General features: G+C 61.5%; 27 protein-coding genes. 16 read left to right on the top strand and 11 right to left on the bottom strand.

Features of this window, described 5'->3' with window-relative positions; all coding sequences use genetic code 11:
* Nucleotides 1-18: 18 nt before the first annotated feature.
* The 3 genes from C5L13_RS02785 (at nt 19) to C5L13_RS02795 (ending at nt 1,935) form a co-directional block, all read left to right on the top strand.
* Nucleotides 19-747, top strand: a complete 729-nt coding sequence (locus tag C5L13_RS02785; protein WP_105381707.1) for a class I SAM-dependent methyltransferase — start codon at nt 19-21, stop codon at nt 745-747.
* 3 nt (nt 748-750) lie between these two features.
* The gene (locus C5L13_RS02790) at nt 751-1,560 is read left to right on the top strand and encodes an endonuclease/exonuclease/phosphatase family protein (protein ID WP_105381708.1); all 810 of its coding nucleotides are present in this window, start codon (nt 751-753) and stop codon (nt 1,558-1,560) included.
* Nucleotides 1,561-1,626: 66 nt separating this feature from the next.
* Nucleotides 1,627-1,935 (top strand): Dabb family protein, encoded by a 309-nt coding sequence (locus C5L13_RS02795; RefSeq protein WP_105381709.1) that lies wholly within the window; start codon nt 1,627-1,629, stop codon nt 1,933-1,935.
* Nucleotides 1,936-1,994: 59 nt separating this feature from the next.
* On the opposite strand, the gene C5L13_RS02800 is transcribed toward C5L13_RS02795, so the two are convergent.
* Nucleotides 1,995-2,480 (bottom strand): peroxiredoxin, encoded by a 486-nt coding sequence (locus tag C5L13_RS02800; RefSeq protein WP_105381710.1) that lies wholly within the window; start codon nt 2,478-2,480, stop codon nt 1,995-1,997.
* Nucleotides 2,481-2,572: 92 nt separating this feature from the next.
* The gene (locus C5L13_RS02805) at nt 2,573-3,418 is read right to left on the bottom strand and encodes a protein-disulfide reductase DsbD domain-containing protein (protein ID WP_105381711.1); all 846 of its coding nucleotides are present in this window, start codon (nt 3,416-3,418) and stop codon (nt 2,573-2,575) included.
* 161 nt (nt 3,419-3,579) lie between these two features.
* On the opposite strand from C5L13_RS02805, the gene C5L13_RS02810 reads away from it, so the two are divergent.
* From C5L13_RS02810 to C5L13_RS02820, 3 genes are all read left to right on the top strand, one after another.
* Nucleotides 3,580-4,185, top strand: a complete 606-nt coding sequence (locus tag C5L13_RS02810; protein ID WP_105382055.1) for a YqgE/AlgH family protein — start codon at nt 3,580-3,582, stop codon at nt 4,183-4,185.
* A 94-nt stretch (nt 4,186-4,279) separates the two neighbouring features.
* Nucleotides 4,280-4,471, top strand: coding sequence for a CsbD family protein (locus tag C5L13_RS02815; RefSeq protein ID WP_105381712.1), 192 nt, complete (start codon nt 4,280-4,282; stop codon nt 4,469-4,471).
* A 91-nt stretch (nt 4,472-4,562) separates the two neighbouring features.
* Nucleotides 4,563-5,627, top strand: a complete 1,065-nt coding sequence (locus C5L13_RS02820) for a zinc-binding metallopeptidase family protein (protein WP_105382056.1) — start codon at nt 4,563-4,565, stop codon at nt 5,625-5,627.
* 135 nt (nt 5,628-5,762) lie between these two features.
* On the opposite strand, the gene C5L13_RS02825 is transcribed toward C5L13_RS02820, so the two are convergent.
* A complete protein-coding gene (locus C5L13_RS02825; RefSeq protein WP_105381713.1) occupies nt 5,763-6,917 on the bottom strand; it encodes an acyl-CoA dehydrogenase family protein in 1,155 nt (384 codons plus the stop codon).
* A 203-nt stretch (nt 6,918-7,120) separates the two neighbouring features.
* On the opposite strand from C5L13_RS02825, the gene C5L13_RS02830 reads away from it, so the two are divergent.
* Complete coding sequence (locus C5L13_RS02830) at nt 7,121-7,825, top strand: winged helix-turn-helix transcriptional regulator (RefSeq protein ID WP_407070396.1); 705 nt, start codon at nt 7,121-7,123, stop codon at nt 7,823-7,825.
* A gap of 2 nt (nt 7,826-7,827) precedes the next feature.
* Here C5L13_RS02830 and C5L13_RS02835 read toward each other — a convergent pair whose 3' ends face one another.
* The 4 genes from C5L13_RS02835 to thrC are packed head-to-tail and all read right to left on the bottom strand — an operon-like array spanning nt 7,828 to nt 14,118.
* On the bottom strand, nt 7,828-10,683 hold the full coding sequence (locus tag C5L13_RS02835; protein ID WP_245423245.1) for an EAL domain-containing protein: 2,856 nt from the start codon (nt 10,681-10,683) through the stop codon (nt 7,828-7,830).
* A 50-nt stretch (nt 10,684-10,733) separates the two neighbouring features.
* Nucleotides 10,734-11,345 (bottom strand): GNAT family N-acetyltransferase, encoded by a 612-nt coding sequence (locus C5L13_RS02840; RefSeq protein WP_105381715.1) that lies wholly within the window; start codon nt 11,343-11,345, stop codon nt 10,734-10,736.
* Nucleotides 11,346-11,388: 43 nt separating this feature from the next.
* Nucleotides 11,389-12,687 (bottom strand): M16 family metallopeptidase, encoded by a 1,299-nt coding sequence (locus C5L13_RS02845; RefSeq protein ID WP_105381716.1) that lies wholly within the window; start codon nt 12,685-12,687, stop codon nt 11,389-11,391.
* 30 nt (nt 12,688-12,717) lie between these two features.
* Entirely contained in the window at nt 12,718-14,118 is a 1,401-nt protein-coding gene (thrC, locus tag C5L13_RS02850; protein WP_205836805.1) for a threonine synthase, read from the bottom strand.
* A gap of 128 nt (nt 14,119-14,246) precedes the next feature.
* On the opposite strand from thrC, the gene C5L13_RS02855 reads away from it, so the two are divergent.
* Complete coding sequence (locus C5L13_RS02855; RefSeq protein ID WP_105381717.1) at nt 14,247-14,816, top strand: PilZ domain-containing protein; 570 nt, start codon at nt 14,247-14,249, stop codon at nt 14,814-14,816.
* Nucleotides 14,817-14,831: 15 nt separating this feature from the next.
* Here the strand turns inward: C5L13_RS02855 and C5L13_RS02860 are convergent, their stop codons facing one another.
* Nucleotides 14,832-15,521, bottom strand: coding sequence for an HAD family hydrolase (locus tag C5L13_RS02860; protein ID WP_105381718.1), 690 nt, complete (start codon nt 15,519-15,521; stop codon nt 14,832-14,834).
* Between the two features lie 140 nt (nt 15,522-15,661).
* Here C5L13_RS02860 and C5L13_RS02865 point away from each other — a divergent pair, with 140 nt between their 5' ends.
* From C5L13_RS02865 to C5L13_RS02875, 3 genes are all read left to right on the top strand, one after another.
* Entirely contained in the window at nt 15,662-16,324 is a 663-nt protein-coding gene (locus C5L13_RS02865) for a GntR family transcriptional regulator (protein ID WP_105381719.1), read from the top strand.
* 184 nt (nt 16,325-16,508) lie between these two features.
* Nucleotides 16,509-17,093, top strand: a complete 585-nt coding sequence (locus tag C5L13_RS02870) for a biotin transporter BioY (protein ID WP_105381720.1) — start codon at nt 16,509-16,511, stop codon at nt 17,091-17,093.
* A gap of 1 nt (nt 17,094) precedes the next feature.
* Nucleotides 17,095-17,568, top strand: coding sequence for a DUF1284 domain-containing protein (locus C5L13_RS02875; RefSeq protein ID WP_105381721.1), 474 nt, complete (start codon nt 17,095-17,097; stop codon nt 17,566-17,568).
* On the opposite strand, the gene C5L13_RS02880 is transcribed toward C5L13_RS02875, so the two are convergent.
* Complete coding sequence (locus C5L13_RS02880) at nt 17,501-18,202, bottom strand: ArsR/SmtB family transcription factor (protein WP_105381722.1); 702 nt, start codon at nt 18,200-18,202, stop codon at nt 17,501-17,503. The genes C5L13_RS02875 and C5L13_RS02880 overlap by 68 nt on opposite strands.
* Before the next feature lie 71 nt (nt 18,203-18,273).
* Here C5L13_RS02880 and C5L13_RS02885 point away from each other — a divergent pair, with 71 nt between their 5' ends.
* Both C5L13_RS02885 and C5L13_RS02890 read left to right on the top strand, forming a co-directional pair.
* Entirely contained in the window at nt 18,274-18,603 is a 330-nt protein-coding gene (locus C5L13_RS02885) for an NIPSNAP family protein (protein ID WP_105381723.1), read from the top strand.
* On the top strand, nt 18,600-18,947 hold the full coding sequence (locus C5L13_RS02890; protein ID WP_105381724.1) for an antibiotic biosynthesis monooxygenase family protein: 348 nt from the start codon (nt 18,600-18,602) through the stop codon (nt 18,945-18,947). The genes C5L13_RS02885 and C5L13_RS02890 overlap by 4 nt, the downstream gene beginning before the upstream one ends.
* A gap of 72 nt (nt 18,948-19,019) precedes the next feature.
* Here the strand turns inward: C5L13_RS02890 and C5L13_RS02895 are convergent, their stop codons facing one another.
* Nucleotides 19,020-19,748, bottom strand: coding sequence for a carbonic anhydrase (locus C5L13_RS02895; RefSeq protein WP_105381725.1), 729 nt, complete (start codon nt 19,746-19,748; stop codon nt 19,020-19,022).
* Nucleotides 19,749-20,051: 303 nt separating this feature from the next.
* On the opposite strand from C5L13_RS02895, the gene C5L13_RS02900 reads away from it, so the two are divergent.
* From C5L13_RS02900 to C5L13_RS02910, 3 genes are all read left to right on the top strand, one after another.
* Nucleotides 20,052-21,182: a site-specific DNA-methyltransferase gene (locus C5L13_RS02900; protein ID WP_105381726.1), complete on the top strand. Its 1,131-nt coding sequence runs from the start codon at nt 20,052-20,054 to the stop codon at nt 21,180-21,182.
* A gap of 282 nt (nt 21,183-21,464) precedes the next feature.
* A complete protein-coding gene (locus C5L13_RS02905; protein ID WP_105381727.1) occupies nt 21,465-21,689 on the top strand; it encodes an antitoxin MazE family protein in 225 nt (74 codons plus the stop codon).
* Nucleotides 21,686-22,045, top strand: a complete 360-nt coding sequence (locus tag C5L13_RS02910) for a type II toxin-antitoxin system PemK/MazF family toxin (protein WP_105381728.1) — start codon at nt 21,686-21,688, stop codon at nt 22,043-22,045. The genes C5L13_RS02905 and C5L13_RS02910 overlap by 4 nt, the downstream gene beginning before the upstream one ends.
* A gap of 42 nt (nt 22,046-22,087) precedes the next feature.
* On the opposite strand, the gene C5L13_RS02915 is transcribed toward C5L13_RS02910, so the two are convergent.
* Nucleotides 22,088-22,702 (bottom strand): HAD family hydrolase, encoded by a 615-nt coding sequence (locus C5L13_RS02915; RefSeq protein WP_105381729.1) that lies wholly within the window; start codon nt 22,700-22,702, stop codon nt 22,088-22,090.
* Nucleotide 22,703: the final 1 nt, after the last annotated feature.

Raw genomic sequence — 22,703 nt, forward strand, 5'->3', positions numbered from 1 at the left:
ACTGACCCAGGAGGGACCGTGGCTCAGAACGTCTATGATACGCCAGAGTTTTTTGCCGGTTACAGCCAACTCGGCCGCTCCGTGCAGGGTCTTGCAGGAGCTGCCGAATGGCCAGCCATACGCACGCTGCTGCCGCCGTTGAAGGCTTTGCGGATCGTCGATCTCGGCTGCGGTTTCGGCTGGTTTTCCCGTTTTGCGGCGGATGAAGGCGCGGCAGCCGTGCTCGGCCTCGATCTTTCCGAAAACATGATTGCCCGTGCAACAACGGAAAATGCCCATCCCGTCATCAGCTACGAACGCTCGGACCTGGAGCATGTCGAACTGCCGCAAGCAGGCTTCGACCTCGCCTACAGTTCGCTGGCCTTTCATTACCTCGAAGATTTCGGCAGATTGGCGCGGCAAGTGCACAAAGCTTTGGTGCCGGGCGGCACGTTCGTCTTCACCATAGAGCACCCCATCTACATTGCCTCGGCAAATCCCGGATGGCGGACGGACGAGAACGGCAATCGGTTTTGGCCCGTGGATGGCTATTCCGTCGAGGGCCGGCGCATGACCGACTGGCTCGCCAAAGGCGTCGTCAAATACCATCGGACGATCGGTACGACTGTGAATACCTTGCTGGACGAAGGCTTTGTTATCCGCCGTTTGCTCGAGTGGCACCCGACACCCGATCAGATCGCGGCCATTCCGGATCTGCTAGAGGAAATGGACCGTCCGATGATCCTGATGATCTCGGCAGAGCGCTGATCGATGTCGCTCAGGATCATTTCCCTCAATGCCTGGGGCGGTCGGGTATACGAGCCTCTGATGCGGTATCTGAAGCAGACCGATCCGGACGTGCTCTGCCTTCAGGAAGTCACCCGCTCGCCGGACGCGGTATCCGATTGGCTCGCCTATCGCGACGGCACGTTCGAATTGCCGCAGCGCGCCAACCTTTATGAGGATGTGAAGGCGATCCTGCTCCGTCACGAGACGACGTTTGCGCCGGTGGCGCGGGGCACGCTTTTCGAAGGAGAGCGGGAAGTGACGTCCGAATTCGGCCTCGGCACTTTCGTCCGCGGCACGCTCCCGGTCATCGGCCAGGTGCTCGACTTCGTGCATTCGCAATTCTCCGCCGATGGCTGGGGGCCGCATCCACGCTCTCGCAATGCCCATGGCATCCGCATGTTCCGCTACGACACGGGGTCTGCAGTGACGGTCGTGCAGATGCACGGGCTCCGCGATCTCGCTGGCAAGGGGGATACGCCGGCCCGGTTGGCGCAAGCGCGAGCTCTCGCCACATTGATCGAAAAGGTCTGGCAGCCCGGCGACCCGCTCGTCGTCTGCGGCGACCTCAACCTGCTGCCGGACAGCGAGACCTTTTCGATCCTGGGGAGGTTCGGTCTGACCGATCTCGTCACGGCCCACGGCTTTGCCGACACACGCACGTCCTGGTACCCGAAGGAAGGACGTTACGCCGACTATCTGCTGGTGACGCCAGATGTGAAGGTCGAAAAGTTCGATGTGGTCGCGGACCCCGAAGTATCGGATCACCGCGCCCTTCTGCTCGAAATTGCCTGAGCCCCCGTTGCGCTTGCCGTCTTAGCCACTATTCTGCCGCAAACAATAATCCGGGAGGACCAGTCAATGATCCTGCACTGCGTATTCGTTCGATTCAAGGCGGCACTTCAGCATGCCGACAAGCAGGCGATCTACGATGCAATTGCCGCGTTGAAGAACGTCATCCCTGGCATCCTCGACTTGAAATACGGCCCCAACGTCTCGCCCGAAGGGCTGAACGGCGGTTTTCTCGATGGTTTCGTGGTGACGTTCGAGAATCCGGAGGTGCGGGATGCCTATCTCGTTCATCCCGAACACCTGGTGGTCGGCGAGCGGATCGTCGCATCCGCCGACGGTGGATTGTCGGGCCTGATGGTGTTCGATCTCGCCGTTTGAGTTGACAGGCGAAAAAGAAAGGGCGCCGTCGAGGCGCCCCTTGAAGCATATTCAATGGTTCAGAGCTGTTCCAGCATCGCCGCCGCGCCGGAAACCGTCGCCTGACCGGGCGTTTCCTCGACATTGAGCGACTTTACCACGCCGTCCTCGACAAGCATGGAATAACGCTTGGACCGCACGCCGAGACCTCCGGCCGAGAGGTCGGCCTCAAGGCCTAGCGATTTCGTGAAAGCGCCGTTCCAGTCGGCAAGAAAGTGGATCTTGCCCATGCCGCCGGACTGCTGTGCCCAGGCGCCCATCACATGCCAATCGTTGACCGCAACGACCGCGATATCATCCACACCCTTGGAAAGGATCGCGTCGCGGTTCTCGATATACCCGGGCAGATGGTTCAGCGAGCAGGTGGGCGTGAAGGCGCCGGGGACGGCGAAGAGCACGACCTTCTTGCCCTTGAAAAGCTGTTCGGTGGTGGTTTCTACCGCGCCGTCAGCGGTCTTTTCCTTGAATGCCGCCTCTGGCAGCTTGTCGCCGATGGTGATGGTCATGGGAGCTCTCCTCGGTTGGGACCGGGCCATCTCAGCCCGCCATTTGCCGGCACTATAGTGGTGGCTTGATACAAGACAAGTGAGGGACCGGCTTACTCGAAGGCGAGGGAGGTTTCCATGGCCCGGTTGCCGGCAATGACGAGAATGCCCCAGCGCTTGCCCTTGATGTCGTAGTTTTTTGGCAGCTTGCCGATCGGCATGTCGAGTGCATAGCCGTCGTCGTCCCGCCGCCCGTTGACGCTCTCCAAAAGCACATGCCCCTGAGGCCCGGTCACGATCACCTGCGGTTCGACCGCTCCGGCGGGCAGCCTCAGCTTGAGGCTCAGTCGGTCGCGGGTCATCACATATTGGGTGACGGCGAAATCGTCCGAGGGAGCTTCCGGCAGTTTCGAGGCTGCCGCATTGAGGATCATCGCTTCCTCGACCGGTGTTCCCTTGGTGGGCGCAAGCGCCAGCGAAAATTCCGCCTGGAAAGGAATGCAGATATTGCGGCAGAGACCGACGAAAGCGGAAGCTCCGATAGTCAACGGCCTCTGAGGTGCCTCTGCCTTGAGTTCGAAGGGCAGGGCCACCGAATGATCGTAGCCGATATCGCGCAGCTTGCCGTTGTTGATCCGCTTCGGCACCGGAAAGGAGATGTGGCTCAGCTTGACGCCGTCGGCCTCGGACAGCACCATCTGCGGCGGAATGCCCGCGTCACCCGGTTCCCTCCAATAGGTGATCCAGCCCGCTTTCGGCTCGATCTGCAGAGCGCCGCGAACGGTGCCGTCCGGCTCGGGCGGCAAGGCGACGATCCGCATACGACCGCCTTCATTGGTGGCCCAGGGCGTTATCTCCGCGATACCAGGGGTAGCCGAAGCCAGCGCTGCGCCCGCAACGAGACAGGCGAGCGCGGCAGATGTGCGATCAGAAAAATGGCGGAGCGAAATTATCTTCATGCGGCAAGCATTTAATCGATCAAGCGGGGCCGGACCAGTCACGGGCGTGCAAAAGCCGATCATTTTCGGTTGATTGATTGGGTATACTGCCCCATCTTGATAAAGATAGATTGAAGCCTCACTCGCCCGGAGGCCGGGCCGGCAGGCAGGTTGGAGGCATGATGGTTTTCTCGACCTTGAGGGACAAGAGCGAACGGGGCTTCCTGGACGGCCAGTTCCTGATCGCCATGCCGGGCATGAAGGACGGCAATTTTGCCCGAGCCGTTGTTTATATCTGCGCCCATTCGGCCGCTGGAGCGATGGGCTTCATCATCAATCGACCGCAGCCGATTTCATTCACCGACGTTCTGCTTCACCTGAAGCTTCTGGACCAGACCGAAGCAATCATGTTGCCGAGCGATACCCGCGATTTTCCCATTCTGTCCGGTGGACCGGTAGAAACGGGCCGCGGCTTCGTCCTCCATACGGATGATTTTGTCAGCGAGTCGTCGATCCCCGTCAGCGACGAGATATCGCTTACGGCGACGCTCGATATCATCCGCGCGATCTGCAACGGGCGTGGACCTACACGAGCCACCATGCTCCTCGGTTATGCCGGTTGGGGAGCCGGTCAGCTGGAGCTGGAAATCTCCAGCAACGGCTGGCTCAATTGCCCCGCTGACGACGACCTGATCTTCGATCGCGCGCTCGAAGGGAAATATGAGCGGGCGCTGGCATTGATGGGTGTCAGCCCGGAAATGCTGTCGAGCGAAGCCGGCCACGCCTGAAGGGAAATCTGGAGCAATCCGGAACGAAGCTCGCGGAAGCGGCGTTCTCCTGTTTCAAGACGCTGGACGCGTCAAAAGAACAAGGAGAAACACCATGGGCAGCACCAGTGACAAAATGGCCGGCAAGGCCAATGAAATGGCTGGCAAGGTCAAGCAGGCAGCCGGTGACATGACTGACAACGAAAAGATGCGTGCCAAGGGATCGGCTCAGGAAGCCAAGGGCGATGCCCAGCAGGCCAAGGGCCATCTCAAGGACGCTGCAAAGAATGTAGTGGACCGCGCCTAAGCGGGCTGCGGCACCCGGCGAATTCGAACCTGTTCCGGCTTTGGTCGGGGCAGGTTTTCTCTATTCATTCCATCTTTCCGCGGATATCTCCATGCGTCTCTACGACTGCGACCATTGCGGTCAACCTATCCATTTCGACAACCGCTCCTGCGTCAATTGCGGTCACAAGCTCGCTTTTGTGCCGGAACTGCTGGCGATGCACGCGCTTGCTGAGAGGGAAGGGGAGGGAATGTGGGCTTTGGTCGCCAGGCCGAACCACAAGGTTCGGCTCTGCGCCAACGCGGCCATTGATGTCTGCAACTGGACGGTGCTGACAGATGAGCTGCAGCCCTTCTGTCCGGCATGCCGGCATAACCGTCTGGTTCCGGATGCCTCGACCGATGCCGGCCTCAGTCAGTGGCGCCGGATCAGCCAGGCGCAGCGGCATCTCTTCTATTCTCTGATGCGTTGGAACCTGCCCCGCACCACGCGCGAGGAGGACCCGGAAGGCGGTCTTGTCTTCGATTTCCTGGTGGACGAGGTGCGGCCGGACGGTACGGTGGTGCCGGCGGTGACCGGCCATGAGGATGGATTGATCGCCATTCGCGCGGCCGAGGCCGACGACGTGACCCGGGAACAGATCCGGGTCTCGATGAACGAGCCGTATCGCACCCTGCTCGGCCATTTCCGCCATGAGACCGGTCACTACATATGGGATAAACTCGTGCGCGATGGCGGCAAGCTGGCCGAGTTTCGGGAGGTCTTTGGCGACGAGACGGCGGATTATGGAGAGGCGCTGAAACGAAACTACGAAGAAGGGCCGCCGCCGGACTGGCAGGAATTCTTCATCAGCACCTATGCGAGCTCCCATCCGTGGGAAGATTTCGCAGAAACCTTTGCTCACTATCTCCACATCGTCGATACGCTGGAGACCGCCAGGTCCTACGGAATATCGGTGGAGCCGCGCCGGCATGAGGAGCTCGTGGCCGAAGTCGCCTTTAATCCCTATAAGGCCGAAAGCGCCGAACAGCTCGTTGCGGCATGGGTGCCCCTCAGTCTCGCGATCAACAGCGTCCACCGCTCGATGGGGGTGCCGGATCTTTACCCGTTCATTCTGACACCGGCCGTCGTGACGAAGCTGGAATTCGTCCACCAACTCGTCCACCGGAACCGTTAGTCGAGCCGGAGGCCAGTCCGAAGTGGAGCAGGCACGGCATCCAGTCGGGGACGAGACGGGCATATTCTCCCGCCTCGCCGGTGGGACCTGCTCCTCGAAAGGTGCAGGTCCGGCAAGACCGTTTCAAAACGGTGGTCAGAAGGTCTTTGACGTGTCGAGGCCGAGGGCCGTCCGTCCGGCAAATTCCTGTTGCGCGCCCACCCTCATCGGATGATAGCGTGCGCCTTGGACATCGCGGAACCGGCGTTCGAGACCGTTGTCGCGATAGAAGGCGGCACCGCCCGCCGTTTCCATCGCAAGCTCGGTCGCAGCGATTGCGTGGCGGGCAACCAGCGAGCGGCCGATCATGATCTCGTTCGTCGTCGCCGGAGAGGGTTCACCCCGCTCCGCCGCTGCGATCATGTTGCCAAGCGCATATTGAGCGGCGCGCAGCTCAGTCTCCATCTGCCCGGCGAGGCTGATCACATGCGCGTCCGGCTCGCGTTTCTTTGCCAGGTCTATGGCAATGTTCCGGGCGCTTTCGGCAACGCCGAGATAGGCCGAATATATCAGCGGGAAGGCGATCATCGTTATGATGTGGAAGAGCATGTGCCATTCGCTCTGATTGCGTTTCAGGGCGACCATTTCTTCAGGCACCACGTGGCCGTCGACCATCACGTCATGAGAGCCCGTGCCGCGCATGCCCATCGTCTTCCAGGTGTCGAGCACTTTGACATGCGGAGATTTCATGGGCAGGCCGAAATGGATCACCTTCGGTCCGTCCGGCTCGTCCACAACGGCACCTGTCATCAGCACGTCGCCGAACGGGGAGCCTGAGGTAAAGATCTTGCGTGCAGTGATCTGGTAGCCACCATCGACCTTTTCAGCCTTGCCTGATCCGCGGATCCAGTCCGATCCACCGCTCGAAAGCAGAATGATACGCTCGGCTGCGACGCGTTTCAGCAGCGGTACGACCGGCTGCGCCTTCTGATGCGTCCACCGCCAGGCCGGGATCGCCACCTGGTGCGTATGCATGGAAAAGGCGAGCGCAGTGGAACCGCAATGGTGCGCGAGCTCCTTGATCACCGCCGAAAGCTCGGCGATTTCGGCGCCGCCGCCGCCAAGGTCTGCCGGCACGCCGGCCTCCACAAGGCCGGAATGGCGTAAGTCGCGATAATTGTCTGCCACGAAGGCGTCGCTGTCGTCGGCCGCAGCTGCGCGCTCGGCGAAGACGGTTCCAAGCGAGCGGGCAATGCCAGCGAGCTCGGGATGAACTTTGGTGAACGGCAAGGTTCCGGTTGCTGTCGTCATGTTCCAATCCTCCTCCTATTGAGAATGCGGAGAGTGTTGGCTCACGATCGAAAAGCCGCAAGTACAGGAAGTGTACTGCACGCAGGGCGGCCTAGATCTTGTCGAGACGCCGCAAGGCGGGCCTGGGCTAGTACAAAAAGTGTACTTGGCCCAAATAGGCGATAGTCCTATTCTGTTCGGTCTAACGACGCAGGGTTTTACCTATGCCGGAAATGACCGGAAGTTACGGCCAGTTCTGCCCCGTTGCCATGGCTGCCGAGGTTTTCTGTACGCGCTGGACCCCCCTGGTACTGCGGGAACTCCTCTGTGGCAGCCGCAGGTTCAACGATCTGCGGCGAGGGGTGCCGCGCATGTCGCCGACCCTGCTTTCAAAGCGGCTGAAGGAGCTTGCCAAGGCGGGTGTCATCGAGACACGCAAGGCGTCCGATGGCGTCATCGAGTACCATCTGACGCCTGCGGGCGAAGAGCTTCGCGACGTGGTGATGACGCTCGGTTTCTGGGGGCAGCATTGGGTGGAAACCCAGCATGCCCTCGAAAAACTCGATCCTTCGCTGCTGATGTGGGATATGCGTCGCCATCTCGATCCGGAACCGCTGCCTCCCAGCCGGTGCACGGTGCAATTTCTTTTCCCGGACCAGCCGCCGGCGCGGCAGCGATACTGGCTTGTCATCGACGGGGGCGACGTCGACGTCTGTTCGACTGATCCCGGCTTTGAAGTCGATCTCTACGTGACTTGCCCTTTGCGTATCATGACGGCCATCTGGATGGGCATCGCGACCGTGCGGGCGGAGGTAAGGGCGGGCCGGCTGGAGCTTGACGGCAATCCCGACCTGGCAAGCTCGATGCAGCATTGGCTGGGGCTTAGTCCCTTTGCCCGCGAGCGTCAGAGGACCGGCCAGGCGGCGTGATGTTACGCTCGTTTGGTCAGCGGAAAACGTTCCTTCAACAGCTTCAGCACCGCATCTGCCGCCGCCGGGGGGCCGAAAAGATAGCTCTGGCCGAAATGGCAACCCATCTTGGCGAGTTCGGCGGCATCCTCGTCGGTCTCTATGCCTTCCGCGACCACCGCCATCTCGAGCGCGCGGGCCATCGCGATGACCGAGCGCAGCAGCACGGCGCGTTTCTCCGTGGCGTCCTTGACGAGCGCCTTGTCGAGCTTGATCGTATCGAACGGAAACTTCGTCAGGTAGGCGAGCGAAGAATAACCGGTGCCGAAATCGTCCAGTGCGAGGCCCAGGCCCGTTTCCTTGAGCTTGGCGAGCACCAGCCGCGCCTGCTCGGGATTTTCCATCATCAGCGACTCGGTGAGCTCCAGCTTGAGCTGGTGCGGACTGACCTGGGTCTTCTGCAACAGGGCTCTCACGTCGTTGTAGAGGTCGGCATTGAGGAGTTGCGCGCTTGAAAGGTTCACCGAGACGAAGATCGGCAGTTCACCCGTCTGGTTCTGCCATCTCATCAGGTCGGAGCCGGCGCGGTCCAGGGCGAACAAGCCGAGCGGACCGATCAGGTCCGACATCTCGGCGATCGGGATGAATTCCGATGGTGGAATGCCGCCGCGTTTGGGATGGTCCCAGCGCATCAGTGCCTCGAAGCCGGCAATTTCGCCGTCCTTCAGCCGGATGATCGGCTGGTAGGCAAGCGAGAGCTCCTTGCGCTCGATGGCGCGGCGGAGATCCGTTTCGATCTGCAGCTTGTCCGTGCCGGAGGCGCGGAAGGCCGGGCGGAAGGGCTCGACCCGGTTGCCGCCTGCGCGCTTTGCCCGATACATCGCGAGTTCCGCGTCGGCCAGCAAGCCGGCGGCGCTTTCCTGCTGGTCCACCCACGAGGCGAGCCCGATCGAGGCGGTGAGAATGATTTCGCGGTTGGCGAAATTGATCGGCACCATGATCGCCTTCGACACCGCATCCGCAAAATCCGCCACCTTGGCGGGATCTCGCTCGGAAACCAGGATCAGGCCGAACTGGTCGCCGGCGATGCGCGCCAGCGTGTCCTGCGGTTTCAGGAGGCGGCGAAGCCGCCGGGTCAGCGCGATCAGGATGTTGTCGCCGGCCGCGATGCCGAGACTGTCGTTGACCTGCTTGTAGCGGTCGATATCGATCGTCATCACGGTCGGCCGGACCATATCCCCACCGGGGGCCAGCGTCAGAACCGCCTGCAGACGGTCCAGAAAGAGCTGGCGGTTCGGCAAGCCGGTCAGGTTGTCGTGAAGCGCATCCTGCAGCAGACGTTCGACGGAATTTTTCTGTTCCGTGACGTCGATGATCGTGCCGACGCAGCGGATGATTTCGCCGTTGGAGCCAAGCACCGGCCGGGCGCGAATCTGCAGCCAGTGGAAATGCCCATCCTCCGCCCGGATACGGAATTCGTGATGCAGACGGCCGCGGCGATGTTCGAGAAGCACGTCGAGCGTCGCGCGGAAACGGTCGCGGTCGTCAGGATGCAGCCTCGGTACCCAGTTGCGCACCGGGCCATGCATCGTGCCTGGATCGAGCCCGAGGCGGGCGGAGATATCGGGCGTGGTGACGACGCGGTCGCGGGCCACGTCCCAGTCCCACACGGTGTCGCCGCTGCCCGTAAGCGCCAGCGATTGCCGCTCGAGATCGGAAAACAGGCCCTGCTGGTAGGCGCCGCCGGCAAATGCGTGCTGCATGACGGTGAAGCCGATGAGGAGCACGATCAGGACGAGGCCGCCGCCGAGCGCCGGCTGGATGATGTCGTTGTCGAGCTTGCCGGTCACCGTCAGCCATCCGCCGAACAGCCATACGAGGATCAGCGCCCAGGTCGGCACGAGGAGGATCGCGCGGTCATATCGGTTGAAGCCGAGATAGATGATCAGGAGGATGCCGACTGTGCCGGTCAGAGCGAAGGAGATGCGGGCAATCCCCGCGGCAACCGAGGGGTCGTATATCGCCACGCCGCCGAGAAGTACGAGGCCGACGACCCAGGCAAGCGTCGCATAACCGAGATGGACGTGCCAGCGGTTGAGGTTGAGATAGGTGAAGAGGAAGATGACGAGCGAGGAGGCAAGCGCCACCTCCGCCGCGGCCCGCCAGATCCTCTGGTCGCTGGAGGTGATGGTGATGAGTTTGTCGAGGAAGCCGAAATCCACGCAGATATAGGCAAGGACCGCCCAGGCAAGCGCGGCCGCGGCGGGCAGCATGGACGTGCCCTTGACCACGAACAGGATCGTCAGAAACACGGCGAGCAGGCCGGCGATGCCTAGCACGATCCCCCGATAGAGTGTGAAGGAGTTCACCGTGTCTTTGTAGGCGTCCGGCTGCCAGAGATAGATTTGCGGAAGCTGCGGCGTCGCGAGTTCCGCCACGAAGGTGATCGTCGCTCCGGGATTGAGCGTGATGCGGAACACGTCTGCATCCGCGCTTGGCACCCGGTCGAGCGCGAAGCCTTCCGACGGCGTGATCGAGATGATGCGCTGCGAACCGAGATCCGGCCAGAACATCTTGGAATTCGCCAGCCGGAAATGCGGCGCGACGATGACCCGTTCGAGCTGTTCTTCCGAAACGTTGGCAAGTGCGAAAACCGCCCAGTCGCCCTGATGGCGCGGCGAACTCGCCCGCACTTCGATGCGACGACGGATGCCGTCCGCACCGGCCGCGGTCGAGACCTGAAACGCCTCGCCCTGATTGGTATAGATATCGGTGGTCTTGGTCAGGTCGAGCGCGGTGTCGTCACGGGAAATCTTCACCGGTTCGGCAGCACCGGCCGAGGGGGCGGAAGCCAGCATCGCGACGGCAAGGGTCAGCATCAGCGCCGGCAGCCAGCGGATCAACGACGCGAAACGCAATACAGGCACGCTCATGGCTTCGACGTCTTCCCCGAATCGCCGTCTTCCGGCAGCCGGGAGAACATCAGATGGTCGCGCCACTCGCCGTTGATTTTGAGATATTTCCTCAACAAACCTTCTCGCTCGAAGCCGGCTTTTTCGAGAAGCCGGACGCTTTTCCAGTTTTCCGGAATACAGGCTGCTTCAATCCGGTGCAACTGAAGTCCGCCATAGACATACGGGATAGCCACCTGCAATGCGGCCAACATATGGCCTTGGCCGGCATGTCTTTCCCCCATCCAATATCCGATCATGCAGCTTTGCGCCGCACCCCGGCGGATATAGCCGATGGTGAGCCCGCCAAGCAGCGCATTGTCCTGCCGACGGAACAGGAGGAGGGGAACGGCGAGGCCTGAAGCATATTCCTGGCCACTCCGCACGACCCGCGCCCGGAACGAACTCTCGGTGAGTTCGTCCGACCGCCAGATCGGCTCCCACGGCTGCAGGAAAGCCCGGCTTTCGGAGCGCAGCGTGTACCACTGTTTGTAGTCGGAAAACCGCGGCAGCCGGAGCAAATGTTTTTCTCCGTATAGCTCAGGGGTGTCCGGCTGTTTTGACAGGAACCGAAACACCGATTTCGCCATGCTGTTGCTGCTCCGGGGCAGGGCAGCCGGAAGGGTCTTCGACCTAACCGGCGGCTTTCTTGGTCTGGACGTTCGGCGACGAAAGCGCCGCTGCAATATCGGCCATCGGCGCGAGCTGTTCGATCGGACCTACGGCGGACAATGTCGGAACTGTATCGAAGAACAGCCTTCCGGCAAGATCGGTAAGACGCTCGGTGGTGATGCCCTCGAGCCGCTCCATCATTTCCGGGTTGGGGATCGGCCGGCCATAGAGCATCATCTGCCGCGCGATCTGGCCGGCGCGCGCCGCAGGGCTTTCCTGGCCCATCAGCAGCTGCGCACGAATTTGAGCGCGGGCGCGGTCGATTTCCTGCTGGTGGATGGTTTCAGACGCCTTGTGCAATTCGTCGATCACCACCGGCATCAGCTTCGGCAGGTCGTCTCCTCCGGTCGCCGCATGAATGCCGAAGATGCCGGTGTCGGAAAAGCCCCAATGGAAGGCATAGACGGAATAGCAAAGCCCGCGGTGCTCGCGCACTTCCTGGAACAGGCGCGACGACATGCCGCCGCCCAGGATGTTCGCAAGAATCTGCGAACAGTAGAAGTCGCGCATATGGTAGGCCTTGCCTTCGAAGCCGATCAGGACCTGTGCGTCCATGAGATCGCGCTCCTCGCGAACCTCGCCCCCCAGGTAACGGGCCGTTTCCATAACGGGTGGCGCGCTCGGCGTCATGGGCAATGTGGCAAACCGTTCTTCCACCTGGCGGCAGAAGGAGGCATGGTCGACGGCGCCCGCCGCCACCACGAACATCCGGTCGGTCGTGTAGTTGCGCGAGAGGTAGTTGCGGATCTGGCCGGGCGTGAAGCCGTTGACGGTTTCCGGCGTGCCGAGGATCGGCCTGCCGATCGTCTGGCCCCGAAACGCGACTTCCGAGAAGCGGTCGAAGATCACGTCGTCGGGCGTGTCGTTCGCCGCGCCGATCTCCTGCAGGATGACGTGTTTCTCGCGTCTGAGTTCCTCTTCGTCGAATGCCGATTCCGTCAGGATGTCGGCGAGGATGTCGACCGCGAGCGGCACATGATCCTTGAGGACGCGGGCATAGTAGGACGTGGTTTCCGTGGAGGTGGCGGCATTCAATTCGCCGCCGACATTCTCGATCTCCTCGGCGATATCGCGGGCGCTGCGCCGTTTTGTGCCCTTGAAGGCCATATGCTCGAGGAGGTGAGCAATCCCGTGTTCGTCCTGGGTTTCGTTACGCGATCCCGACTTGATCCAGACGCCGAGGGCTACGCTCTCCAGGTGAGGCATGGTCTCGGTGACGACTGTCAACCCGGAAGAAAGCCGGGTGATTTCTACATTCATGTTTACGTCTTTCCGGCGCCGCCGAGAACTTTAAGCGCGGGCATGCTGGCCGATGAAGGTTTCGACGGCCTTAAGCTCAGGCTCCAAGATATCGAAGCGCTCCTCCCTTTGCATAAGATCAGCTAGCCATGATGGAAGCCCCGGATCAATTCCGCAAGCGGATTTTACCGCCGCCGGGAATTTGGCCGGATGCGCGGTGGCGAGCGTGACCATCGGACTTGCGGGTCTGAAATTCTTTTGAGCGACGAAAACGCCGGTCGCCGTATGGGGGTCGATGAGGTAGCCGGTGGCAGCCAGCGTCTCGCGGATGGTGGTCGCGACCTGCTTTTCGGTGGCGCGACCGGCGCGGAACTCGCGCTTGATCGCCTTCAGCGCATCCGGCTGGATTTCGAAGGCGCCGGACTGCTTGAGACCCGCCATTGCGGAGCGCACGGCGGCGGCATCGCGGCCGTAGGATTCAAACAGCAGCCGCTCGAAATTGGATGAAATCCCGATATCCATGGAAGGCGAGGTGGTAGCCTTCACATCCTTCATCTCGTAGCGGCCGGTCTTCAGCGTGCGGGCCAGGATGTCGTTGTCATTGGTGGCAATCACCAGCCGGTCGATCGGCAGGCCCATCTTCTTGGCGACGTAGCCGGCGAAAATATCGCCGAAATTTCCGGTCGGCACGGTGAAGGAGACTTTACGGTCCGGCGCGCCGAGCGACAGCGCGGCCGTGAAATAATAGACAACCTGCGCCATGATGCGGGCCCAGTTGATCGAGTTGACGCCCGAAAGCTTCAACCGGTCGCGGAAGGCCGCGTCGTTGAACATTTCCTTCACGAGGTTCTGGCAGTCGTCGAAATTGCCGTTGACCGCCAGCGCGTGCACATTCGCCGCATTGGAGGTCGTCATCTGCCGCTGCTGAACCGGCGAGACCTTGCCGTGCGGGAAAAGGATGAAGATATCGGTGCGCTCGCGGCCGGCAAAAGCGTCGATTGCCGCACCGCCGGTATCGCCCGAGGTCGCGCCGACGATGGTGGCGCGTTCGCCGCGCTCTGCCAGCACATGATCCATGAGCCGCGCCAGCAACTGCATCGCCACGTCCTTGAACGCGAGCGTAGTGCCGTGGAAGAGTTCGAGCACGAAGTCGTTGGGACCCGTCTGCACGAGCGGCACGACCGCCGGATGCCGGAATGTCGCATAGGCCTCTTCGATCATGGCCTTGAACTTGTCGGCGGGGATTTCATCCTCGACGAAATGCTTCAGCACTTCGAAGGCAACGTCCTGATAGCGCTTGCCGCGCAGCGAACGGATGTCCTTCTTCGTCAGCGTAGGCCACTCGCGCGGCACGTAGAGACCGCCGTCACGTGCAAGTCCTGCCAGCATGGCGTCCCGGAAACGGAGGGACGAGGCTTCGCCCCGGGTAGAAATGTAGTCCACGACCTTCAATCCCCAATCGATTTTTATTCGCGCCGCTGATATAGACCAGGAAAATGGGTGGTGAAAGACCGGAAAGTGACGCTTCGGTTCTTCAGAAGACGTGACCCAGCAATTGGGATGGAAGAGGGTTGAGTACGGTGTTTGGCAAGATTTCGCGTGGTGTTCTGGCAGTATCGCTCGTCGCAGCTCTCGCAAGCTGCAATTCATCCTCGACCGCCGAGGGATTGTCGCCGACCGCACAGGCTGCGTCCTCCCAGCAGCCGGTAACCCCTGTTGTGCAGGCCTATTGCCCGCAGGTTGTGATGCTGGAACAGACGGCCGTCCACCGTGCCTATGCTCGCGGCGGTCAGGACAATCCGGAAAAGCTGCTCTATCAGGCTTCCTTCGGTGACGTGACGCGTCAGTGCACCGCCAACGAGACCACCCTGACGATCAATGTGGTCGCGCAGGGCCGTGTCGTACAAGGCCCTGCCGGGCAGCCCGGCCAGGTCACTCTGCCTGTTCTGGTCGAAGTGGTCGACGGCGACAACGTCATCTATTCACAGAAGGTGGCGTTCCCGGTCGATATGCCTGCCGGTGGCACTCAGTTCATCTTCAACAAGCCGGATGTGCAGATCCCGAACGCCCAGGGCGGTGCATCCCGCTTCACGCGTGTCCGCCTCGGCTTTGATACCGGCCCGGCCAAAAAGCCTGCCCGCCGGGGGTGACGGGCAAAGTGCTCTTCAGAGCGACCCGCCCCATTCGCCGAGCGCTGCGACGACCGCCGGAAAGTCCATCATCCGGGAAATCACCGTTTCGGCGCCGGCATCGGTCAGCCGGTCGGCATGGCTCGGATAGGTGTGCGAGGCGCCGGTGAAGCCGACGACGCGCATGCCGGCTGCTTTGGCGCCGTGGATGCCGTGAACGGAATCCTCGAGTACCAGCACCCTGTCCGGCGAAACCTTGAATTGCTCGGCTGCGTACAGGAAGATGTCGGGCTTCGGTTTTACCCGGTCCGCCCCCAGATCCTTGGCGGAGTATATGTGGGGTGCGAAATAAGGTTTGAGCCCCACCTTTTCGAGCATCATGTCGAGCCGGTGGCTGCTGGAATTGGAGCAGATGCATCGTTGCGTGGCGAGGCGCGCCAGCGCGAATTTCACGCCGTCGATGATCTTCACATCGCGGGCGAGGCGGGCATCCAGCAACTGTTCCGACTTGTCGAGCAGCGAGGCGGAAAGCGGAATGTTCGCTTCCTTCTCGACCGCCAGCAATATGTTCTTCCAGGTCATGCCGGCGAAGCGTTCGCCCATTTCTTCGATGCTGATCGGGTAGCCGGCCTCGGTCAGAAGCCGCGATTCGACCTGTGCCGCGATGATTTCGGAATCGACGAGCACGCCGTCGCAGTCGAAGATGATGAGGTCGAAACCGCTCATGAAGGATTGCCTTATTTCGGAGGTGAGGCCCGGCCTTTTATACGACAGTGGCGGCAAGCTCAACCAATCAGGATGCATGGCTGAAACGAGCAGGGCGGGCGGCTCTCGACAAGCCCCAAGCGCCACTCTATGGAAGCAGCATGGGCAAGGAGCCGGAAGACACCATAGCCAGCCGCATCAGCCGGACGCTTGCCGATCGCATCGTGCGCGGCGAGCTCGCTCCCGGCGCGCGCCTCCGCCAGGATCATATTGCCGAGGAATTCCAGACCAGCCATGTGCCGGTGCGCGAGGCCTTTCGTCGGCTCGAGGCGCAGGGACTGGCGATCAGCGAGCCTCGCCGCGGCGTCCGGGTTGCCTCCTTTGATCTCGCCGAAGTTCGCGAAGTGGCGGAAATGCGGGCCGTGCTGGAGGTACTGGCGCTGCGACATGCCGCCCGCCACCTCACGCCAGCCATTCTCGACGCGGCGGAGGACGCGGCCCGTGAGGGTGATGCTGCCGCCGACGTACATGCCTGGGAAGATGCGAACCGCCGTTTCCACCGGCTGATTCTGACGCCCTGCGGCATGAAACGGTTGCTGGCGTCGATCGATGACTTGCATGCAGCCAGTGCCCGTTTCCTTTTTTCCGCATGGCAATCCGGCTGGGAAAAGCGCACCGATCACGATCACCGCGCAATCCTGGCTGCGCTTCGGCAGGGCCGGACGGAAGAGGCGGCCAGTATCCTCCAGAAGCACGTGCAATGGATCGGCCGCGGCCCCCAGCCGGTCGGACCTTCTCGCGAAACTTTCGCGATCGTCGGCTGAAAATCAAGAATTATAGATAATTTGTTGCGCCGCTTGAACGGCGATTTGGCCGGTTTCTGGCGCATGAAATGCAGCGCGGGGCAATTTTCGCGCATCCTAGGCCTAAAAGAGCTTGTCTCGAGTAAAAATCCATCTCATAAAATAGATCGGAATCAAAATTATCTATAATTTGAAGGAGAGTTCGATGCCCGCCATAGAATCCCGCCAGTTCCTTGTCTCCGATCCTTTGCGGCTTGCCGGCCGCTCGGTCCTGACCAAGGCCCTTTTTGTCCTCGCCGGCACGCTGGCACTGGCGCTCGCCTCGCAAATCGCGGTGCCGATGTATCCGGTGCCGGTCACCATGCAGACTTTCGCAATCACCATGATCGGCGTGCTGTACGGATGGCGGCTCGGCGCTCTGACGGTTCTCGTATGGCTCGGCGAAGCGGCACTTGGCGCTCCGGTTCTTGCCAATGGTTCGGGCGGTCTGGCCCCCTTTGCCGGCCCAACGGCAGGATATCTTGCCGCCTTCCCGTTCATCGCCGCGGTGGCGGGCTACCTCGCTGAAAGGGGCTGGACCGGCGAACGTTATGTCAGGAGCTTTGCCGCTCACCTTGCTGCCAATATCCTCTGCCTGGCCATTGGCGGCGCTTATCTCGCCTATCTGCTCGGCGCGGAAAAGGCATGGCTTCTCGGCGTCGCACCGTTCATTCTCGGCGCCGGCCTGAAATCCGCACTTGCGGCAGCGCTGCTCAAGGGCCTGCAGCAGTTTCGTGCCAAGGGCGCCTGAATTGGTCGTCCGGCTGCGGCCGCATCACCTGCTCTGCATGCTGACCTTTGTCGGAAAGGGCTATAACGCCGCGTTTGTGGCCAACTACACGGCCATCGCGCGGCGGCTTTCCGACGGTGAGGAGATCGAGGTCGTTTCCGGGCCGGACGATATCTGCCGACCGCTCCTCAACGATCCCGAAGCGCATTGCCGGGAGCATGGTGTAACTGCCCGGGACGAGCTGGCGGCGAAGGCCGTTGCCCGCCTGCTGGGTCGCCCGGTTCGTCTGGGCGATCGCCTTCGGCTGAGCCGGGTACTCGTGAGGCGGCTGAGGGAGGCTTTCCAGGAAGGAACCATCCGGATAGCTTGTCGAGGGTGCTCATGGTCGAACCTCTGCTCGACCGTCGCCGGTTCCGGTTTTTCCGGCGTCAAGGTTCTGGGCTCGGCCGTTCCAGCGGAAACAGCGACAGGAACTTGCGCTCCCCTTCCGGCGTGAAAAGCACGGCGCGGCTTTCGCTGCTGCGGCGTGCCCAGCCCTTTTCCAGGAAATGCGAAAGCAGCGCCTTGCCGAGCGTGCCGGCAAGATGCGACCGGCGCTCACTCCAGTCGAGGCAGGATTTGCAGAGCGGCCGCCGGCTGGAGACAAGCGGTGTGACATCAATGCCGATCGTGCCGATATCGGCCCGGCCCTGCTCGGTCACCATCAGGTTTTCGCCGTCGGTGCGGATGACGCCGCGGCTCACGAAACTGTCGAGCATCCGCACGCCGTAGTCGCCGGCAAGGTGATCGTAGCAGATCCGTGCCTTGCGCAGTGCGGGGTCCCTCGGTCCGGGCTGATGCCTCAGATGCCCCCGGCTCGCGGCAAACCCCATGATGTTCTCGAGAAGGGTTCCGGCGGCACCGTCGGCCAGCGTGAAATACCGGTGCCGGCCCTGCTTGCGTTGAGAGATCAGTCCGCCGTCCTCGAGCTTGGAAAGATGAGAACTGGCGGTTTGCAGCGTCACGCCGCCGGCCTGCGCCAGTTCGGTCGCCGTCAGCGCCTGTCCGCCCATCAGGGCGGTCAGCATGTTGGCGCGGGCGGGATCGCCGATGAGCGTGCCGATGCGGGCTATGTCCGGACCTTCTTTCATACTTCGATCCTAACCGAAGCATCTTCGTTCCGCAACATGGCAAAACCCGGCTGTCAGCATTGGAGAAAGTCATGATCACCTGTTTCATCCGCTACGAGATCGACCCGTTCAAAAGAGCGGAATTCGCCGAATACGCTCGCAACTGGGGCCAGGCCATTCCCCGCTGCGGTGCCGACCTGATCGGCTATTTCGGCCCGCATGAAGGTTCGGTGACCACCGCCTACGGGGTCTACAACATCGAGAGCCTGGCTGCCTACGAGGCCTATCGCGGCCGTTTGGCGGCGGATCCGCTCGGAAAGCAGAACTACGAGTTTGCCAGTCGCGAGCGCTTCATCCTGAAGGAAGACCGCATCTTCCTGAAGAACGTGTCCATGCCGCACGGAGCTTTGGTAAAGCCATGATCGCCGTCATCTTCGAAGTCGTACCCTATATGGGCGAACGCCACAAATATCTGGATCTCGCCGGCGAACTGCGTTCCGAACTCGAAACCATCGACGGCTTCATCTCGATCGAGCGGTTCGAAAGCCTCACCATGCGAGGCAAACTCCTTTCGCTCTCCTTCTGGCGGGATGAGGAGGCGGTGCGCCAGTGGCGCAATCTCGATGTCCATCGCGCCGCGCAACAGGCAGGGCGCAACGGCATCTTCGCAGACTACCGGCTGCGTATCGGCCACGTATTGCGCGACTACGGCATGTTCGAGCGCGACGAGGCGCCGGCCGACAGTCGCGCGGCCCATGCGGCCTAGCGTCTGAAGGCGGGCAGGCTATGTTGCCGGAAAAGGCCCGGACGCGTGTCCGGGCCTTTGGAACGATCGTGATCAGGCCTTCTGCATGAACTCGACGGCGCCGCTGTCGAGGTCGTAATAGGCGGGAACAACCTTTACCTTCCCCTCCGCCACCAGACGCGACACGATCTCGCTTTCAGCAAGAATGCGTTCGGCGCCGTTGACGGCATTGGCATGGACCGTGTTGTCGATGAACTTGTCGCCGCGATCGGCCTGCGCAAGAGCGATCGGCAGGATCGGCTGGATCATCTTGCCGATCGACCCATCAAGCTTGGTGCCTTTCGTGACCACCTCGCAGGCGGCGGAGACGGCGCCGCAGCGCTTGTGCCCCATGACGACGACGAGCGGCGAATGCAGGTGTTCAGCACCGTATTCGATCGTCCCCAACACATCGGTGTCGATGACGTTGCCGGCGTTGCGGGCCACGAAGAATTCCCCCAGCGTGACGCCGCCGAACACCAGTTCCGGCACGACACGGCTGTCGGAGCAGGTCACCACGATCGCCCAGGGAGCCTGGCTCTTGGCGACTTCGGTGCGCCGTTTAGAGAAATTTGCCGAGCAGGCTTCTGCATCCGCAACGAATTTCCTGTTGCCGTCGACGAGTTTTGCCAAGGCCTCGTCGGGTGTCGGGGAAGGAGCGTCCGAGGCAAACGCGCCGGTAGGAAGTCCGAAGTTTGCGAAGGCAGCCGCCGCGCCGCCAAGGCCGGCGAGCTTGACGAATGAGCGGCGGTTGAGACGGGCGGAATTGCATTCAAAGCACATGATCGCGATCCTTTCATAAGGTTAGGACACGCGGGGCGAGAAATACATTGCCTCGGCGTGTAACTCCCGGGCGTTACCTGAGAATTACATGTTTCGTATGTCTGAAATTGGCAAATATCAAATACCACTTTGACGCACGGCAGTTGCTAATGAAGTAAAGTCTAAAATTAGAGGTGAGCTGAAGCCGGGCTTCGCTGGAAAGATATTTTCAAAATTATCCAATTCCGTTCAGCCTTTGGTAACCAAGGTAGGTAACCATAACACCCAGTAAATTCGTACCGAGTACAGCGTAGCGAGTATCAAATGGCAGCAGTTCTTCCGCTGGCCGACCTGAAGCAACAGGTCCGTCCGGACACCTGGCTCAACTCCATCATCAAGGGCGATTGCGTCGCCGCTCTGGAAGCCCTGCCGGATCACTCCGTCGATGCGATCTTTGCCGATCCGCCGTATAATCTTCAGCTGGGCGGCACGCTGCATCGCCCCGATCAGTCCCTGGTCGACGCCGTCGACGACGACTGGGATCAGTTTGCCTCGTTCGAGGCCTATGACGCCTTCACCCGCGCCTGGCTGCTCGCCTGCCGCCGCGTCCTGAAGCCGCATGGCACGATCTGGGTCATCGGCTCCTATCACAATATCTTCCGCGTCGGCGCCATGATGCAGGATCTGAACTTCTGGCTTCTGAACGACATCGTCTGGCGCAAGACCAACCCGATGCCGAACTTCAAGGGCCGCCGGTTCCAGAACGCTCACGAGACGATGATTTGGGCGAGCCGCGACGCCAAGGCTAAGAGCTACACGTTCAACTACGATGCCCTGAAGGCGTCGAACGACGACGTCCAGATGCGTTCCGACTGGCTCTTTCCGATCTGCTCGGGCAATGAGCGCCTGAAAGGCGAGGATGGCAAGAAGGTCCACCCGACCCAGAAGCCGGAAGCGCTGCTCGCCCGTGTCATCATGGCATCCACCAAGCCCGGCGACGTGATCCTCGACCCGTTCTTCGGTTCCGGCACGACCGGTGCGGTGGCAAAACGCCTCGGCCGCAATTTCGTCGGCATCGAGCGTGAACAGGACTATATCGACGCGGCTGCCGCCCGTATCGAAGCCGTGGAACCGCTGGGCAAGGCCGAATTGACGGTGATGACCGGCAAGAAAGCCGAACCCCGCGTCGCCTTCACCACGCTGCTCGAAGCAGGTCTCGTGCGACCCGGCCAGGTTCTGACCGACGAACGCCGCCGCTACAGCGCGATCATCCGCGCCGACGGAACGCTCGCGGCAAACGGCGAGGCCGGCTCCATTCATCGGCTTGGCGCGAAGGTGCAGGGTTTTGACGCATGCAATGGATGGACCTTCTGGCACTTCGACGACGGGCAGTCCCTGCAGCCCATCGATGCGCTGAGAGCCATCATTCGGAATGATCTGGCAAAATTGGGCTGATCCACCAGTCCCCGTCAGATCCATGGTTCCTTGTCCGGTTTGTACCTCTAGTCCCGGATGAGGATAATTGACGCCCGGGGAGGCTGACCCCGGGCGTCATATCTTTTTGGTCAGACCTCCACACCGCGAACGGCGAGCATCCGTGAAATGCACCGCTTGCCAGCCGGCGGCGCGGGCGCCTTCCGCGTTGGCCTAGCCGCGTTCCTACGCCAGGAAGCAAGGGGTGGCCTTCCGCAAGTAATCGTGGTAGGTTACATGTAACCCACGCTCAGGAGGCCGGCCATGCCGACGGCACCAAAGTCCAAGCCCGTGCGGGAAAAGGTGCGCGAGCATCGCGACCGGCTCCGCGCCCAAGGCCTGCGGCCCATCCAGATTTGGGTGCCGGATGTCCGCGCTCCCTCGTTCCGGGACCAGGCACATCGACAGTCGGAGGCGGTTGCCGCAAGCGCTCATGCCCGTGAGGACCAGGCCTTCATCGATGCGGTGTCCGGCTGGGGCGATGAATGAGGCGCGGTGAAGTCTGGACTGTTTCCGGAGGCAAGGACTATGCGGCAAAGCCGCGTCCGGCTGTCATCGTGCAGGACGACAGCTTCGACGCCACCGACTCGGTCACGATTTGCGCTTTCACCACGGACTCGACAGACGCGCCGCTGTTTCGCCTCGTTGTCGAGCCGAACGACCGCAACGGCCTGCGTTCGGTCTGCCGTCTCATGGTGGACAAGATCACCACGGTTCCCCGAGCGAAGGTGGGTGCGCGGATTGGGCGGCTCGATGATGAGGACATGGTGCGGCTCAACCAGGCGATGACCGTGGTCCTCGGCATGGCGGCCTCTCCCCGGACAAGCAGGAGAAAGGAGCCATGAAGAGCCTTTGAGGAGGAGCGAGTTCTGCTCCCACCGACTGCTCTAGATGTCGACGTTCCGGACCCTTAGATCCTCTTTCAACCGCTCGGCATCCGTGAAATGCACGGCTTGCCAGCCGGCGGCGCGGGCGCCTTCCACATTCGCAACGGAATCATCGATGAAAATCGTCGCTTCCGGCCTGAGCCCGAAGTCACGGGCATGTTTTTCGTAGATTGCCACGTCCGGCTTGATGAGGTTGATCTCGCCGGAGACCGTGACCCCCCGCGGTTTGTTGAGAAAGGGAAACAGCTCCTTGGCATGGGCAAACGTATCCGCGGCGAAATTCGTCAGCATCGTCACGTCCTGGCCACTGTCGATCAGGTCTTCCATGATTTTGACGGAGCCGTCGTAGGCATGGGGTACCATCTCGTGCCAATGTCTGCGGAAGGCGCGGATCTGATCCTCGCGTTCGGGATATTTGTCGATCAGCAGGGCCTCGGCATCTTCCCACTTGCGGCCACGGTCCTGCTCCAGGTTCCATTCGTGGGTGCAGACATTGAGGAAGAACCATTTGCGTTCTTCTTCGTCCGGTATGATGCGGCTGTAAGGGATGTTCGGGTCGTAGTGGATCAGCACCTTGCCGATGTCGAAAACGATATGGTCGATCTTGGCCGTCATG

The organism is Neorhizobium alkalisoli, assembly GCF_002968635.1.
Classification (GTDB): domain Bacteria; phylum Pseudomonadota; class Alphaproteobacteria; order Rhizobiales; family Rhizobiaceae; genus Neorhizobium; species Neorhizobium alkalisoli.